General features: G+C 55.1%; 18 protein-coding genes. 10 read left to right on the top strand and 8 right to left on the bottom strand.

All coding sequences use genetic code 11. The features are described 5' to 3' along the window. Nucleotides 1–128: 128 nt before the first annotated feature. From ACM1ZW_RS20755 to ACM1ZW_RS20730, 6 genes are all read right to left on the bottom strand, one after another. Nucleotides 129–797, bottom strand: coding sequence for a hypothetical protein (locus ACM1ZW_RS20755; protein WP_416739223.1), 669 nt, complete (start codon nucleotides 795–797; stop codon nucleotides 129–131). 372 nt (nucleotides 798–1,169) lie between these two features. Continuing rightward, a complete protein-coding gene (locus ACM1ZW_RS20750; protein WP_416739222.1) occupies nucleotides 1,170–2,078 on the bottom strand; it encodes a hypothetical protein in 909 nt (302 codons plus the stop codon). Nucleotides 2,079–2,264: 186 nt separating this feature from the next. Then, on the bottom strand, nucleotides 2,265–2,591 hold the full coding sequence (locus tag ACM1ZW_RS20745; protein ID WP_416739221.1) for a hypothetical protein: 327 nt from the start codon (nucleotides 2,589–2,591) through the stop codon (nucleotides 2,265–2,267). An 80-nt stretch (nucleotides 2,592–2,671) separates the two neighbouring features. After that, on the bottom strand, nucleotides 2,672–3,079 hold the full coding sequence (locus ACM1ZW_RS20740; RefSeq protein WP_416739220.1) for a DUF6124 family protein: 408 nt from the start codon (nucleotides 3,077–3,079) through the stop codon (nucleotides 2,672–2,674). A gap of 692 nt (nucleotides 3,080–3,771) precedes the next feature. Next, nucleotides 3,772–4,215, bottom strand: a complete 444-nt coding sequence (locus ACM1ZW_RS20735) for a hypothetical protein (RefSeq protein ID WP_416739219.1) — start codon at nucleotides 4,213–4,215, stop codon at nucleotides 3,772–3,774. A 12-nt stretch (nucleotides 4,216–4,227) separates the two neighbouring features. Then, a complete protein-coding gene (locus ACM1ZW_RS20730; protein WP_416739218.1) occupies nucleotides 4,228–4,422 on the bottom strand; it encodes a hypothetical protein in 195 nt (64 codons plus the stop codon). Between the two features lie 150 nt (nucleotides 4,423–4,572). Between ACM1ZW_RS20730 and ACM1ZW_RS20725 the strand changes: the two genes are divergently transcribed. The 6 genes from ACM1ZW_RS20725 (at nucleotide 4,573) to ACM1ZW_RS20700 (ending at nucleotide 10,478) form a co-directional block, all read left to right on the top strand. Next, on the top strand, nucleotides 4,573–4,890 hold the full coding sequence (locus ACM1ZW_RS20725; protein WP_416739217.1) for a phage tail assembly protein: 318 nt from the start codon (nucleotides 4,573–4,575) through the stop codon (nucleotides 4,888–4,890). Between the two features lie 714 nt (nucleotides 4,891–5,604). Further along, complete coding sequence (locus tag ACM1ZW_RS20720; protein ID WP_416739216.1) at nucleotides 5,605–7,821, top strand: phage tail tape measure protein; 2,217 nt, start codon at nucleotides 5,605–5,607, stop codon at nucleotides 7,819–7,821. Further along, the gene (locus ACM1ZW_RS20715) at nucleotides 7,821–8,702 is read left to right on the top strand and encodes a phage tail protein (protein ID WP_416739215.1); all 882 of its coding nucleotides are present in this window, start codon (nucleotides 7,821–7,823) and stop codon (nucleotides 8,700–8,702) included. Before ACM1ZW_RS20720 ends, ACM1ZW_RS20715 begins: the two co-directional genes overlap by 1 nt. Continuing rightward, the gene (locus tag ACM1ZW_RS20710) at nucleotides 8,702–8,908 is read left to right on the top strand and encodes a tail protein X (RefSeq protein WP_416739214.1); all 207 of its coding nucleotides are present in this window, start codon (nucleotides 8,702–8,704) and stop codon (nucleotides 8,906–8,908) included. Before ACM1ZW_RS20715 ends, ACM1ZW_RS20710 begins: the two co-directional genes overlap by 1 nt. Nucleotides 8,909–8,937: 29 nt before the next feature. Continuing rightward, a complete protein-coding gene (locus ACM1ZW_RS20705; protein ID WP_416739213.1) occupies nucleotides 8,938–9,927 on the top strand; it encodes a phage late control D family protein in 990 nt (329 codons plus the stop codon). Between the two features lie 17 nt (nucleotides 9,928–9,944). Beyond that, nucleotides 9,945–10,478 (top strand): phage baseplate assembly protein V, encoded by a 534-nt coding sequence (locus tag ACM1ZW_RS20700; RefSeq protein ID WP_416739212.1) that lies wholly within the window; start codon nucleotides 9,945–9,947, stop codon nucleotides 10,476–10,478. Here the strand turns inward: ACM1ZW_RS20700 and ACM1ZW_RS20695 are convergent. Both ACM1ZW_RS20695 and ACM1ZW_RS20690 read right to left on the bottom strand, forming a co-directional pair. Continuing rightward, nucleotides 10,475–10,660, bottom strand: coding sequence for a hypothetical protein (locus tag ACM1ZW_RS20695; RefSeq protein ID WP_416739211.1), 186 nt, complete (start codon nucleotides 10,658–10,660; stop codon nucleotides 10,475–10,477). The two genes, ACM1ZW_RS20700 and ACM1ZW_RS20695, sit on opposite strands and share 4 nt — an antisense overlap. Nucleotides 10,661–10,845: 185 nt before the next feature. Then, complete coding sequence (locus ACM1ZW_RS20690) at nucleotides 10,846–11,571, bottom strand: hypothetical protein (RefSeq protein WP_416739210.1); 726 nt, start codon at nucleotides 11,569–11,571, stop codon at nucleotides 10,846–10,848. Between the two features lie 109 nt (nucleotides 11,572–11,680). On the opposite strand from ACM1ZW_RS20690, the gene ACM1ZW_RS20685 reads away from it, so the two are divergent. The 4 genes from ACM1ZW_RS20685 to ACM1ZW_RS20670 are packed head-to-tail and all read left to right on the top strand — an operon-like array spanning nucleotide 11,681 to nucleotide 14,645. Then, nucleotides 11,681–12,058 carry a GPW/gp25 family protein gene (locus ACM1ZW_RS20685; RefSeq protein ID WP_416739209.1) on the top strand — a complete coding sequence of 126 codons (378 nt, stop codon included), beginning with the start codon at nucleotides 11,681–11,683 and terminating at the stop codon, nucleotides 12,056–12,058. Next, nucleotides 12,042–13,163, top strand: a complete 1,122-nt coding sequence (locus ACM1ZW_RS20680) for a baseplate assembly protein (RefSeq protein ID WP_416739208.1) — start codon at nucleotides 12,042–12,044, stop codon at nucleotides 13,161–13,163. The genes ACM1ZW_RS20685 and ACM1ZW_RS20680 overlap by 17 nt, the downstream gene beginning before the upstream one ends. Beyond that, on the top strand, nucleotides 13,156–13,701 hold the full coding sequence (locus tag ACM1ZW_RS20675) for a phage tail protein I (protein ID WP_416739207.1): 546 nt from the start codon (nucleotides 13,156–13,158) through the stop codon (nucleotides 13,699–13,701). Before ACM1ZW_RS20680 ends, ACM1ZW_RS20675 begins: the two co-directional genes overlap by 8 nt. Further along, nucleotides 13,701–14,645, top strand: a complete 945-nt coding sequence (locus tag ACM1ZW_RS20670) for a hypothetical protein (RefSeq protein WP_416739206.1) — start codon at nucleotides 13,701–13,703, stop codon at nucleotides 14,643–14,645. Before ACM1ZW_RS20675 ends, ACM1ZW_RS20670 begins: the two co-directional genes overlap by 1 nt. Nucleotides 14,646–14,671 lie beyond the last annotated feature (26 nt).

The raw sequence follows: 14,671 nt of genomic DNA, 5'->3' as shown, positions 1-14,671 counted from the left end.
CATGCCTGATCGTAACTATCGATGATCCTTCACCCCTCTGGCAGGCAGAGCCCGAGCCAAGCGTCATATACGCTGGTTGACCGCTCAGGCGTGATACCTCTCGTTCGATTATCCAACTTGACGAGAATTTAATCTTCAATAGTCAAATACTGAATAGGAAGCTGGCTCCCCACAAATCCCATAATCTCTTCAACGCGTTTTATTGACGCTAGAAAAAGATTTTCCCAGTCTTCTTGTTTTACAACCCGATTGGCTTTTTCGAATGCGATTTGGACCTCATCAATAGCCTCCAAATTTACCTTCCGCATTGTCCCTGGAGGCCTTGGAACACCCCAGCGCATTGCAACCTGAACCGTTTGGCGTCCACAGACGCGAAAGCCCAAGGCTTGATAAACCGGTACGGTTCTGGGGTGGCAACTGAGCTCTATGGTTGTGTAGCGCATTTGAAAGGCTGCGATCATTGCGCGCAAAATCCCTTTTTTTCGCGCCTCGATACGAACTGCTGCATAGCTAATACCGCAATGATAAGGTGATGCAGATTCCATCCCAAGCGCAAATCCTAGAATTTCACCAGATGCACCTCTAGCAATTGATATAGCGCCGGGCATGCTGTGAAGCCCAGTCAGAATATCTTGCAAGTATTCATTAATTTCGATTTTCAGAATTTCTTTGCACAACCCTCCCGTAGGGCCCGATGGACGTACAACTTTATTAACGAGATCTACGTAATTAGCTAGCGCCAAGTTAATAATTGGAGCAACGTCAAATTCTGTAATGCTGTTTTCGATAGTATACATTTAACTCCTTGTTGGGCCTTTTCGTATCAGGCAGTGCGTTGTTGGAACTCATAAGCACGCTACGTAAGCGCCTACGCTTTACAGGTTTATCGGCTGGTCGTCGTTAGGGTTTAGCGGTAACACACCCTCTTTTTCCTGTGAAGCTGGAAGCTCAAAGGTCGAAATAAACATGATTTCGTCCGATGAAGGGCGCTGACGAAGCGGCGTTTTCACGCCTGCCAGACTTAGTTCTCAGGCAGAGTTTCGCAAAACTTCAACCTCTTTTCCGTCATCATAGCCCCTGAAAATTTCAGGCATCCTCTCAATCGAACCGTCGGTAGTCCTATCCTCAAAAGGATAGTGGCAATCCTAGGCTGTGAATCTTTATAGAAGTCAGTCGCGAGACTTTTTTTCCACAATAATGTGGTCATTTGGGACGTCCAGTTGACGCTTTAGATCGCCGTCCGTGAAGGCAATGACGGTTGTGCTGCCAAAACCTTTAAACAATACCGTCAAGCCCGCATAGGCTTTGTAGCCTTCCAGCACTTTTGCCTCATTCGCCAGCAGAGTTTCGGGAATCAGTGCGTTGTACGGTGCTTTAACGTAGATGGTCGCATGCTCGATGCGCACCTGTGCCAGGCGCATGGCGCCATCCATGAGTTGGCCAGAAACGCCACCAAAAAGGAGTGGAGCTAGCAGGACCACAGTAAGGCTAACCAAGTAGGCGTTTTTTTGTTTTCCTGCCTCTCCCGACTGCTGAAGGGCATCCTTATCGGGTGTAGCGATTACGCTATTGAGAAGTTTCTCATGGCGCCGATACTGCGCTCCAGCCGACTGAGCAATGGAAAAGAACAAATAAAGCGTTATCGAAAGCAGGGGTAAAATCCAATAAGCCCCAATATCCCGTCGCCCAAGCGCCCAGATCACCACACCCGCCACTATTGCCAAAGGAATAGCACGCCAGTCAAACCGAGCCAGTTCATGAGCAGTTTTTTTGCTGCCGGTTTTTTTACGCGCATATTCATAAACGAGGCTGAACACAGGCCGCACGACGATCGACATGCAAATGCCAAGCGAGACCATGCAGGCTACGAACATGGCATAAACACCACCAAAGCAGCTAGCAGCCAAAAGGAACAGCAACCCGTCTCCTAAGGCAAGCCCTTGAGGGAAGTGCCCAACTCGAAGTGCGTAAAGGATCACACAGGCGCTACCTAAACCGATACTGAGCTTAAGCGCTGCACCGGTGAGTTTTGAGAAACTTTCAGCTGTAGATTCAAGCGAGGAAATGACTGTTTTCATAAATACACATAAGGGCCTGGTTCAAAGGTTCATCGCTCATGCACTGCATCGGCTTGGTTACCATGCGGGGAACGGGCGCGCAGCGGTCATCGACAATTACCAACACCGATGCCCGCGGACACAAGCGATTCGTAGGCTTTCCATACAAAAAGGCCGCTTACAAAGCGGCCTTCGAGAGGATCAGACCTAGGTATTCGGCAGGGTTTCGCAAAGCTTCAACCCCTTTTCCGTCATCACGGCACCACAGAATTTACAGGCATCCTCTTTATCAAACACTAGATAGCTCTGAGCAGCCAACCAGCGAACGATATCAGCGAAGAAGTGTTCATCTGAGGACGGATGAGCAGACGTCCTCTTCTCAACGGCAGAAGTAAAAATCGAGCGGTAATCCGCACCGGCTTTATAGCCTGCAACACCTGCATCCAGTTCGCAGGGGGTTGGATAGCTCTCCATCAAGCTTTTGAAAATGGAAGTAATGGTGGCTTCAAATTTACTGAGTTTTCGGATTTCCAAATCAACAGTCCTTGTGATCAATCGTCCAGGTAGTGGGGTGTACAAAGCAGCCAGCGCTCGAAAGCAAAAGCAGCAGATCGTTAGGCGTCTACAGGTGAGCAGTCCGCCTTGGCCTGCGATGGCGTTTCAACGTTATCCAGCATTCGATTCACTGCCAGCTCCCCCAACATGATGATTTGTTGTAGCGCCATCATCGTGTTGCGCTGCGCACCCTCCAGCAACGCCGCAAAATCACTGGCCATCACACTTGCAGACGCCAACGATTCACACGCTTGGGCCAATAGCACTTCAGCGTTGACGTCCGGCGCGACCACAAAAACCGAACTGGGTTTTCGCGGTGCCTGGTGCTCATCAGGCTCTGCAGGTTTCAGGTAATGGTCGAGTGCTCGATTGGCTGCGCGGTGAAACTGTTTTGAGTTGCCGGAAATGTAAGGCGATGTGGTTGCGGGGTCTAACGGCTCGGGGATAGAGGTAGTTGCGTCGCTCATGCTTCGTCTCCGCTCAGTGAAGGAGCAAACACGCTATACCTCGAATTTCTCACCGCCAACCCTAAAAATACGTAAGACACTTCCTCGATTTTCTCAACGTATTCATCGCGTCCTAGCCTCTCTCTTCAGAAAAAACCACCTGTTTCGCCATGCACGTTAAACAGCACTCGAGGTGATTTCGTGAAGGCTACAACTCCTACCGAACTTGCCTACAACGGCAACCGAATGGGCTGGCTGATTTGTCTTAGGACTCGTTGGTAATCTGCCCCCGTCACTGCCCCAGTGATGGGGCTCAAGAGCCCGTAGCACATTGAGCGGAATGTGCTTCTGTAAAACAGGCCAGGCGTCTCCCGCCTGATTTCAGGTCACTGTACGCAGGGCGTCTTTGGACGTGTTGGCTTTGCAAGCTCTCCCAGTCTGCTAACCGGCGTACAGCTGGCCATTTTTTTCTGTTCAGTACCGATGCTTTTAATGGTGGTGGTCCGCATAAGCACGCTCGAAACCGGGACCCTGCTAGCCCGGGACGTAAGTCATCATGCAGAGTGACCAGCAGATTGATCGCAGCCTTCTGAATAGCTGCAATACAACGTTGTCGAGGAAGCATGCTCCCTCGACACACGCTCTGCCATTTCCCTAACTGAAGGTGGAAAAAGGCCAAGTATCAAATGGCGGGAGCGCGTCGGTAGATTTGCTTAATTGGACATCAAACCTGTCGCAACTCTTGTGGTGAAAATAACGGCTTCGCTCAAAAACTCACGAGTAAGCTCTGTGATTTTTTCGGTCACCCCATCTTTTGTAGCAGTGATCAATTGATCGCCCAATGAAGGTTGTTCGCTTTTGCTTTCGCTTTCTAGGCTTGATGGCAGCGCACTGAGCAACTCCAACGTTCGGGCGGTTAACACGCAGTTCGTAACCAGTCCCTCGCCTACGGTAGTCCCCTTTTTCAGGTATCCGTGATCGGCCAGCCACTCAACAGTTGACGTGAAAAACCGCACACTCACAAAGTCTGAGCCTCCAATTTTTAGCTGCTCTGCAAAGTTCATGGCAGAAAGATTGGTAGGCTCCGGAAATTCTTCGTAGAGCTTGGCGAAAATTGCGCCTGTTAATACGTTAAAGCGCTCAATATTTGCTGCCATTGTGAACCTTCCTTAGTCTTTCTTCTGAGTAACGCTGTGGATGTAGGATTTCAGGTGTGGGTGCGCTGCGCTTTCTGCGCTTAATCCCCGCAATTGCGTCGTACGTTGCTCCCCATTGGGCAAAAACACCGTCAACGTATCACCAGTCACAATGTAAGAAGCGGTGTACTGGACACCTTTATGCTCAATCGTAATTTCGTCGTCCATCTGCGCAACCGCATCCTTTCAAAAACATAAGTGAATGATCGGCAAATCCTCTCTTTAAATCCGATTAAAAGCCAGTCCCTCAGCGGTGCACCATCATCAGGGCTCATCCACAGAGCAACCGATCACCCCGATCAACCTGGAGCAGTAACGATGGCTGACACCTTGGGCTTCACCCTCAAATTTCCCTTCAAAAGTGCCAGTGGCGACCAGGTCTCGAATCTGCCCATCAAGCGCCTAAAACGCAAAGACATCAGCGCCGCGCAGGCCGTTGCTCAAAAAGACGAAGGCGCTATGGAAGACCTGCTCGTGGCCAAGATGCTGGGCATCACGCTGGAAGACTTAGGGGAATTTGATATAGCTGACTCAAAGTCAGCCACAGAGGTGCTGCGGGAAATGTCCAACGGAGCAGACCTTGCTGCAATCCTGGGACGAAGCACTATTGCTAGTGCTGCGGATGCAGCCGTCTGAAATTGGCCGGCTGGACATGGTCGATTACTGGCGCTGGGTAGAAGTCTGCGAACGCGAAATCAATCGCCGTATCGAACTCGCCGAACAGATGCAGAGCTGATCACCGTGATCAACCCAACCACCACAGCCACCAGCAAAGCGCCGCACGCCGCAACAGGGGCAGCCACCAGCGCCAGCAAGGGCAGCCCCAAGCAAAACACCAACACGGCAGCCCACACCGGCAGGCTCGTCAGGCACAACCACGCAAGCCAGATCACACCGGCGCCGATGGCCAGTGCGTACAGGGTTTTAGCGGTGCATAGGGCGGCGTTCTCAAACATGCTCAAAGCGTAGCAAGGTTCTATGGCGAATGAAGTGTTGGTGGGGCTGAAAATCGGTGCAGCTGTATCGGGAAGTCTCAGTACGGCTTTCAGCTCGGCCAAGTCCACTGTGCAGCAACTCGGCCGTGCAACCGATGGCCTAACGGCCAAGCAAAAACACATGGGCACCGAATTGGCGGCCTCGTTGGCGCGCGGTGGTTCCGGCATTGAACGCATGCGCCGTGAGTACGACCAAGTCGGTCGCACCCTCGACCAACTCAAGCTAAAGCAAGACCGGCTCACCGCCAGCATCGCCCGCGGCGAAGCCCTCAAAGCCAAACGCGGCGACCTTCGCGGCCAAGCCGTGGAAGTGGCGGGTACCGGTGCGGCGTTGGGCGCCCCCATTTTCCAGTCAATGAAAACCGCCACCGACTTCCAGGACCAAACCCGCGACATCGCCATCACCGGCGGCTTCAACCTGGCGCAAGAATCCCGCCTCAGCCACGCAATGCGTCGCGCCGCGTTAAGGTGGAACCAAACCCAAACCGAAATAGCCAGAGGCACCGCCGTATTGATTGCGGGCGGCATAGCCAACCTCAAAGAACTGGAGGCCTACGCCCCAGTACTCGCCAAAAGCGCCACCGCCACCCGCGCCAGCATGAATGACCTGGGGGCTGTCGCCATCGCGCTCAGCGACAACCTGGGCATTGGCGCCGCAGGCCTGGAGCGCTCCATGAACATGCTCGCCTTCGCGGGCAAAAGCGGCCAGTTCGAACTTGCCGACATGGCCAAATGGCTGCCGCAACTAACCCCCCAATTTGCCGCGCTGGGTATTACCGGCGAGCGCGCCGTGGCAGAAATCGGCGCGTCGTTACAGATCGCCCGCCGCGGTGCCGGCAGCAATGATGAAGCCGCCAACAACTTCAAAAACTTCCTTTCAAAAATCACAGCGCCAGAAACACTCAAGGCCTTTGAAAAAGCCGGCATAGACCTTAAAAGCAGCATGCAAAACCTGGTCAGCGAAGGGCTTTCCCCCGCAGAAGCCATGATCAAAATCCTCACCGCCCACCTCGGCGCCAAAGGCCCGGCCGCAGCCGTTGCATATGGCAAGGCGCTGACCCTCAAAGACCAGCAAGAGCGACAGTTAGCACTGGCCCGTCTAGATGAAGCCTACAAACTCGGCACGTTGTTCGCTGACCAGCAAGTGTTGTCGTTTGTTCGTCCCGCACTGGCCAACCAAAAAGACCTGGTCAGCATTAAGCAAGGCAGTAAAAGTGCTGCCGATAAAGCCGTGCTTGATGACGACTGGGCCAAGCGCATGGGCAGTTCAAAAGAGCAACTCAAAGAACTGCGCAACAACCTCACCGACATCGGCATCTCGGTGGGCAACGCGCTGCTTCCTGCCATTGTCGACGTGAGCCGCGCAGTGGTCCCGCTCATGCGTTCATTCTCGGCATGGGCAGAACAAAACCCGGGGCTCATAAGAGGCGTAGTCGGCTTAATCGGCGGCTTGTTGGTGGGCAAGCTGGCCTTCATCGGTATTGCATATGGGGCCAACCTGATCATGGCGCCATTCGTGGCAATAACCGGCACCATCACCACGCTGTCCGCCAAATGGACGTTGTTGCGTGGCATGTGGCAGATGGGCAAGTTCGTGCCCTTGGTCACCGCCTTAACCCGTATCGGCGGCGGCTTCCGCATGGTGGCCAGGCTCGGTGGTTTGTTTTTGCGTGGCCTGTTCACTGCGTTGAGTGCGCCGCTAATCATGGTCGCTCGTGGCAGCCTGTTTCTGGGCAAGATCCTGCGTGGCACCTTACTGTTCGGGCTCAAGCTCGCAGGCCAAGCCATGCTCTGGCTCGGCAGAGCCTTGCTGATCAACCCCATCGGTCTATTGATCACCGGTATCGCCCTCGCGGCCTATTTGATTTACCGCCACTGGGCGCCGATCAAATCGTTCTTCACCGGGTTGTGGGGCGAGGTAAAAGCCGGCTTCAGTGGCGGTCTGTCCGGCATCATCGGGCTGATCATCAACTTCTCGCCGGTGGGCTGGTTCTACCGTGCATTTGCTGGCGTGATGCGCTACTTCGGTGTCGAACTGCCGGGCACATTCACCGAGTTCGGCGGCATGCTCGTCACGGGCCTGATCAACGGTATCGGCAACATGGCCGGCATCCTAAAAAACAGCGTCGTAGGCATCGGTTCATCCGTTAAAGACTGGTTCACCGAAACGCTCGGCATCCAGTCACCCAGCCGCGTATTCATCGGCTACGGCGCCAACATCAGCGAAGGTGCCGGCATCGGCATCAGTACCCAAGCCGGTTTGGTACGTAAGGCCGCACTCGATATGGCCACCCAATCCGGCGTCAAACTTGCCCCACCAAACCTTGCAGACGTCTCCAGAGCCAGCATGATGGGCGGCGCTGCGGGCGCATCCTCAGCGTCAGCCGCGGGGGCGTCGGGCCAAATGAATTTCCATTTCTCACCTCAAATCAATGTCCCCAACGGCGCTGGCATGGACGCAATCAACCAGGGCTTACACGCCAGCTATACCGAATGGATGCGCATGATGGAGCGCTACCTGCACGACAAACGCCGCCGCAGCTACGGCCCAGCCGATGAGGGGTTCGCGTGATGTTTGCCATCCTGGGCGAAATCGAATTCACCGTGGCCGGTGGCATCAGCGCCATGGAACAAACCAGGTCAGCCGACTGGGCAGAGCACGCACGTATCCAAGGCAAACCCTTGCTTGAATGGATCGGCGAAGGGCTCGACGAATGCAACCTCACACTAGAACTGCACCCGATACTGGGCAATCCACAGGAACGTTTGCAGGCGCTGTCCCAGGCCAAAAGTCAGCACCAACCATTGGCGTTTGTGATGGGCAGCGGCGAATACCTGGGCGTCTACGTCATCACCCATATTTCCAACGTTATTCGCCGCGCCACAGCAGTGGGCCAAATCAAGGCGGCCACGGTTCAACTGAGTCTCAAGGAATACACCGGTGCATTCACCCGCAAAGTCGCAAGGCCAGGCCTGCTCGATTCAACCGTTAATGGCACATCGGCAGCGGCAGCCGGCAAGCCCGGCCTGATCTCGCGCCTCACACCACCGCCCAGTGTCGTGCAGGCGGTGATCGGTCACGCAAAAACAGCGGCCAACATCCTCAGGGCGGGCCAAAAAGTGTACCTGGCAGCCAAAAGCGGCAACGCCTCAATCATCCTCGGCCAAGTCCCACAACTATTGGGCGTCACGGCCCGGGCCATAGCACCACTGCAAGGCCTGGCGTCAGCCGCCGACTTACTCGAAGATGGTGCCGATTTATCGCGTCTGGGCGAGGATGTATTGGGCAGCGTAGTGGGCGCCCGATCCGCCCTCAAACCGGTAGACCTCGGCAACATCGTCGACCGCTTCCAGGCCTCACACGCATCGCTCGAACAAGCCTTAGAAAAAATGCACGACGCCCGAACCCGTCTTGCAGGCTTGGCTGCCCAAGTCTTGACGAGGCATGCCTGATGTTCATCACCCACATCACCACCGAAGGCGAACGCTGGGACCAACTGGCCTGGCGTTACTACGGCGATGCACATCGCTATTCACCGATCGTTCAGGCCAACCCCCACGTACCCATCGCGGCAACCTTGCCGTCAGGCCTGACCCTGGCTATTCCCATTCTGGAACCGATGGCCACAACCCAGGACCTGCCCCCATGGATGCAATGATCCCAAAGCAGGTCCCGCAATCACGCTTCGTGCTGACCTATCAACAACGCAACATCACCCGCAACGTCAGCCAGCATCTGCTCTCGGTGTCCTATGACGACTACCTCACCGGCCAAGCCGACAGCCTGGCCGTCGAACTCGAAGACGCCCAAGGTAAATGGCGTGACCAATGGTACCCAGGCCACGGTGACAGCCTCACCTTATCCATCGGCTGGCAAGGCCAACCACTGCGCGCCCTTGGCCGGTTCGAAATCGACGAAGTCGAACTCAACAGCCCACCTTCGACCATCACCATCCATGGCCTGGCCACCGGCATCAAAACGGCGCTGCGCACCACCTCACACCACGCCTACGAAAACACCACACTGCCAGCCGTCGCCCAGCAGATCGCAACACGCCAAAACCTGGAACTGATCGGCACCATCCAACCCATCCACCTCGACCGGTTAACCCAGCAAGACACCGACTTAACCTTCCTGCGCAAACTCGCCGCCGAGTACGACTACGCCTTCAAAATCACCGGCCATCGCATGGTCTTTCACGCCATCAGCGCACTAGCCAAAACAGCACCAGTGGCAACACTGCACCTACAAGACCTAAACCAAGTGAACCTGCGCGACCAAATCAAAAACGTCCCCCAAGCCGCAGAGGTCAAACATAAAGACCCCGCCACCAAACAGCTGGTGGCCTACAAAATCGAAAACAACCAAACCATCGCCGTCCCCAGCAGCATGACCAAAACCACCACCAGCGCCGACACCCAAAAAAGCCGAACACGCAGCGCCTCAACCGAAGAAGCCAAAGCAAAAGCCCAAGCCCAACTCGCCAAAGCCAACCGCGAACGCACCACCGGCAACTGGTCATCCATCGGCCAACCCAACCTGCTCAGCGGCAACGTCGTCACCCTGGCCGCCGCCGGCAAACTCGGCGGCCACTACCTCATCACCGCCTCAAAACACCGCATGACCCGCAACGGCTACACCGTCAGCCAATCCGTCAACCGCGTAACCGAGTCCTGACAAGGAACCCCCAACAAATGCCCGTCGAACTCGAATACGGCGAAGTCAGCGCCATCGACCACAAAACCTGCCGCATCCGCGTACGCTTGGCCGACCGCGACAACGTCGAAAGCTATTGGCTCAACATCCCCCAACGCAACACCCAAGGCACCCAACGCCGCCCACTCATGCCCGAACTAGGCGAGCAAGTCGCAGTGCTCCTCGATTCCGACGGTGTGGGTGGCGTCTACTTGGGCGGCATCTACTCAATAGCCGAACCACCACCGGTAGTTGACGAAGACACGGACTACGTGAGGTTCAGCGACGGAACCGTTTCAACTTACGACCGTGTGTCCAGGCTGATGACGTTGGATTGCGCGGGGGCTTTGCTTCTGAAGTGCGGGAAGAACATCACGATTCAAGCGGGTGAACCGCTAGTAGTGAATGCGCCTTCAGCGACGCTAGAAATCCCACAGGTCACCTTGAAAGGCAACCTGCAGGTGACGGGTGATATCCAAGCGACCGGCACCATCATGGATGCTGGCGGTAACTCAAATCATCACAGCCATTAGATGACAGGCTGCATATTTTCACGTATCCAATCCACGCTGTACGTTTTCATTTCATTCTTGAAATCAAACGTCACTGTCGGCCCTTCAAGTAACCCAAAGGAGTGCATAATCACACGATACTCCGCACCATTAGGCTGATTTTTCATCTGCCACAGCGTGTCCACATCCAAACCATCAAACATTTTTTTGTCCTTTTTCACGAGTCATTTTTCCAATCGGCACTCTTACGTGAATTAAGGGTAATTGGAAGTCGATGGTCATTGAATTTGACTATGTATGTCGCATCGACAGCGTTTACTACAGGCCGATGAATCGGACGAGACAGCGGTGTATGGGCCAACACAAGGATCTGTTCATCACTCGACGATCAGTCCCAGCAAATTTCTCCGGATTCATCTTTTGGGTACTCGTCATCTGCATAGAGATGCACAACGCCGTTGTCATTGAGAACGCGCGTAGCCTGGGTCCAAACGTCGTTAACGCGACGAAATCTGATTTTCTGTTGGATATGACCATTCCCGGCGGTAATGAAGATGTTGAAGCTCCGAGAGTTGCCATTGCCTAAGTCATGCTCCCACTCATTGTTAAAGGTCCGGGGCAGCAGGTCACCTATAGAGATGAAAGTGCTGGCCTCGTCTGAACGCCCGCTACGGAGCAGAGCGTCGAAAACATCCAAATCGACGATTCTGGCTTGCGCACGATACACAGGGAATTCCGTGCCTCCGCCATGGGCAGCCATCCATAAACTTGTGTTATCACCACGAACCTTCACCCTGAAAAAAACAAAACTGTCTCCTCCGGTGACATACCCCATTAGCTGTTTTGTCTGATGCTCCAAGTTCTCTGTCACGAGTTCTATGCGGGTTTGTACTTTAGAAAGGCTGTCCTCAATCCCTGCCTGTTTTCGAACTCTGAAAATCTGGCCGGTCATCCAGCTAGCCAAAAAGAACGATGTGCCAAAGGTCTCAATGAGTTTTTTAAATGAAACCTCTGGCCCCCAAACAGCGTAGGTGGTCCATCCCACAGCGACCACTAAGGGAATGCGGAATTCTTTTACCAGCTGCAGAAATGTTTGTTTTGAGATGCCAAGCACTGACGCGACTCCGTTCGATATTTTTGCGATATAGCCTCATCGGCCGCGCGAACAGCATCTTTAAACCTGATTAAAAGCGAGCGCTAGTGGGTTAGCTCACCATGGGCCCATGACGACGCCCATTTCCCACACAAGCATCACCGCCGCCCACTGGCAGCCCGCTCTCGGTACGTCCGGCTTGGTGGTCGAGGGCCTGCGTGATATCGACCAATCCCTCCGCATCATCTTAACCACGCCCAAAGGCAGCGATCCCCATCGGCCAGAATTTGGCAGCGACCTGCACCTTTACCTAGATTGGCCCAGTAATCGCGTCACGCCGCATTTGGTACGCGAAGCAATCGACGCCATTGGCCATTGGGAACCCCGCGCCACTGTGGTCCAGGTGCAAGTGCACATCAACGCCGCGCAGATCATCGTGCGGGTGCAATGGGGTGTTGCAGGCGAACTTACCCAGTTGACCGAGGTGCCCTATGCGCGAGCTGCCTAGACCCGAATTCATCAAAATAGACCCTGCCGCGACAGAGGCAAAACTAATCGCGCGCTACGAGAAAAAGTCCGGCAAAACCTTGTACCCGGCCCAGATCGAACGTCTCTACATCAATCAAATCGCCTACGCGGTATCTCGCCTGCAGATGGGTATTCAGCATGCCGGTGAACAACTGCTGGTGCGATTCGCCCGCGGGGTGATACTCGACTACCTCGGCGAGTTGGTCGCAACACCTCGGTTACTGGCACAAGCCGCCCGATGCACTTTGCGCTTCACTATGCCCACCCCAGTAACCCGATCTCTGCTGATTCCGGTCGGCACTCGGGTCAGTACCCAAGACGCCAAGCTGACCTTCATCACCGATCAAGACGAGGTAATAACCAACGGGCAAACACAAGTCACCGTCTCCGCAACGTGCGTGACCGCTGGCGAGCAAGGCAACGGCTGGTCCATCGGCCAAATTAGCGCCCTTGGCAACTCACCGATGCCAGGTCTCACGGCAAGCAACATAACCATCACGGCCAACGGTGCCGAAGATGAAGACGATGACCGCTACCGCGAACGCATCATCCTGGCCCCCGAAGCCTTCAGCAACGCCGGCAGCCGTGCCGCCTATCGCTACCATGCGCTCGCCGTGCACCAATCAATTATCGACGTCGCGGTGCACGGCCCAGACGAAGGTCAGCCAGACGGCCACGTCGCGCTATACCCACTGACCACAACCGGCTTACCGACTGCCGATCTGCTACAACGAATGGAGACCCAAGTCAGCGGCGAAAAACTGCGCCCGCTGTGCGACACCGTCAATGCGTTCTCACCAACCGAAGTCAGCTATCAGATCAAGGCCCACATCACGTTCTATGCCAACGCAGATCGCCGCAACGCAATGGCCACCGCACAATCCGCCGCCCAAGCCTATGCAGCCCAATGCCGCACCGGCCTCGGTCGCGATCTCGTGCCACAACAGTTAACGGCGCGTCTTCAAGTCATCGGTGTTTACCGCGCAGACCTCCAGCTACCAATAGAGTTGCGCGAATTACAGAACAACGAATGGGCAAACTGTTCATCCATTGAACTGATCGACGCGGGAGTGGCCGATGGCTAATCAACCGCTACCACCCGCATTGGCAGGCGATGAACGTTTTGCGCAGTTGTGCGAACTCCTCAACGAGGCGTTAGCCGAGCTCGATCTCAACGTCATGCTGGTTTACCTCATCGACCTGTTGAAACCCTCACTACTACCAGCCCTGGCCGACCAGTTCTCACTGCTCGACGAAGCCGCCTGGGGTTTGGCCGAGTCCGAAGAAGCAAAGCGCAACCTCATAAAAAATGCCTGCGAACTGCATCGGTTCAAAGGCACACCATGGGCAATCCGCGAAGTCATTCGCTTACTAGGTTTCGGCGAGGTCACCCTTCAAGAAGGTTTGCACACACAACCCGACGCAGATCCTTCGGCTTGGCCGCTGTACCGCGTCGTTTTAAAACGCGTTATCACCAACGATCAGGCGGTGCTCCTGCGCCGCCTTTTACTGTCCGTAGCACCAGCACGCTGCCGCCTTGTGTCGCTCGACTACCAGTCCGTCGCCATCCGCTACAACGCAGTCGCCCGCTACGACGGCCAATACAACCATGGGAGCAGCTAATGGCCGACCTACCCGAATCAAGCGAATGGGCCCCCGGCGTCTACCAAATCGAAACCTCCGACCCGGTATTGGGCGGACCAGAGGGCATTACCAACCTGCCAGCCAAACAACTGGCGAACAGGACAAGCTGGCTAAAGAAAAAAATCGACGCGTTCATCGACGGCTCTGGAATTCCCTTTGCAAGTCAGAATGAGGCAGAAAAAGGCGCTGATACCAATAAACCGATGAGTGCGCTTAGAGTCTTCCAAGCCATCCGCGCCAAGGTCGTTCAAGCGACGGCCCAAGCACCAGGAATTGCACGGATTGCAACACAACGATTGATTAAAGCGGGTACTGATAACCACACGATCGTGACGCCGAAAGCGCTCGCAGAAACGTTCCCGTTTCGTGGCATAAAAGTCTATTCGTCGGCTGGAGAGTTCACTTGGGATGTACCGTCTGGGGTGACTAAAGCCTGGGTGACTGTTATTGGGGGCGGCGGCGGTGGAGCCCGAATTGCAGTACTACCAGGTCCGTCCGGAGGGTCCGGTGGCGGTATTGCCAAAAAGCTTGTCGACCTGACTGGAGCAACATCTGTGATCGTAAAGGTCGGTGCAGGTGGTGAAGGAGGCAAAGTTGATGGCACGAATGGGACCGACGGCGGCAACTCGTCATTTGGTGGAAAACCATGGGCCACAGGTGGCTATGGGGGACGGATAGACGGAAAGGGACCGGAAGGGGGATACGGCGTTGATGGTGACGAAACCAGCACCATCGGTGGGGGTTACATTCCAGTTGGGACCGCGAGCAACAATGCTTTTATGGGGGGCGCTGGCGGCGGTGGAGTCTCTGGGTTCGCAGGGATCGGCGACCATCGTCCGCGAAGTCCCGGACATGGTGGTGGTGGGCGTAACGGTGGCCCGGCGCCTGATGGTGCTGATGGACAGGTAACCATCCGATGGTAAGCGCACGAAAGGCTTCATAAGGGGGC

Origin of the sequence: Pseudomonas sp. NFX71 (genome assembly GCF_048079215.1) — a bacterium.
GTDB lineage: Bacteria > Pseudomonadota > Gammaproteobacteria > Pseudomonadales > Pseudomonadaceae > Aquipseudomonas > Aquipseudomonas fluorescens_B.
This window is presented reverse-complemented; position numbering and strand designations above follow the sequence as displayed.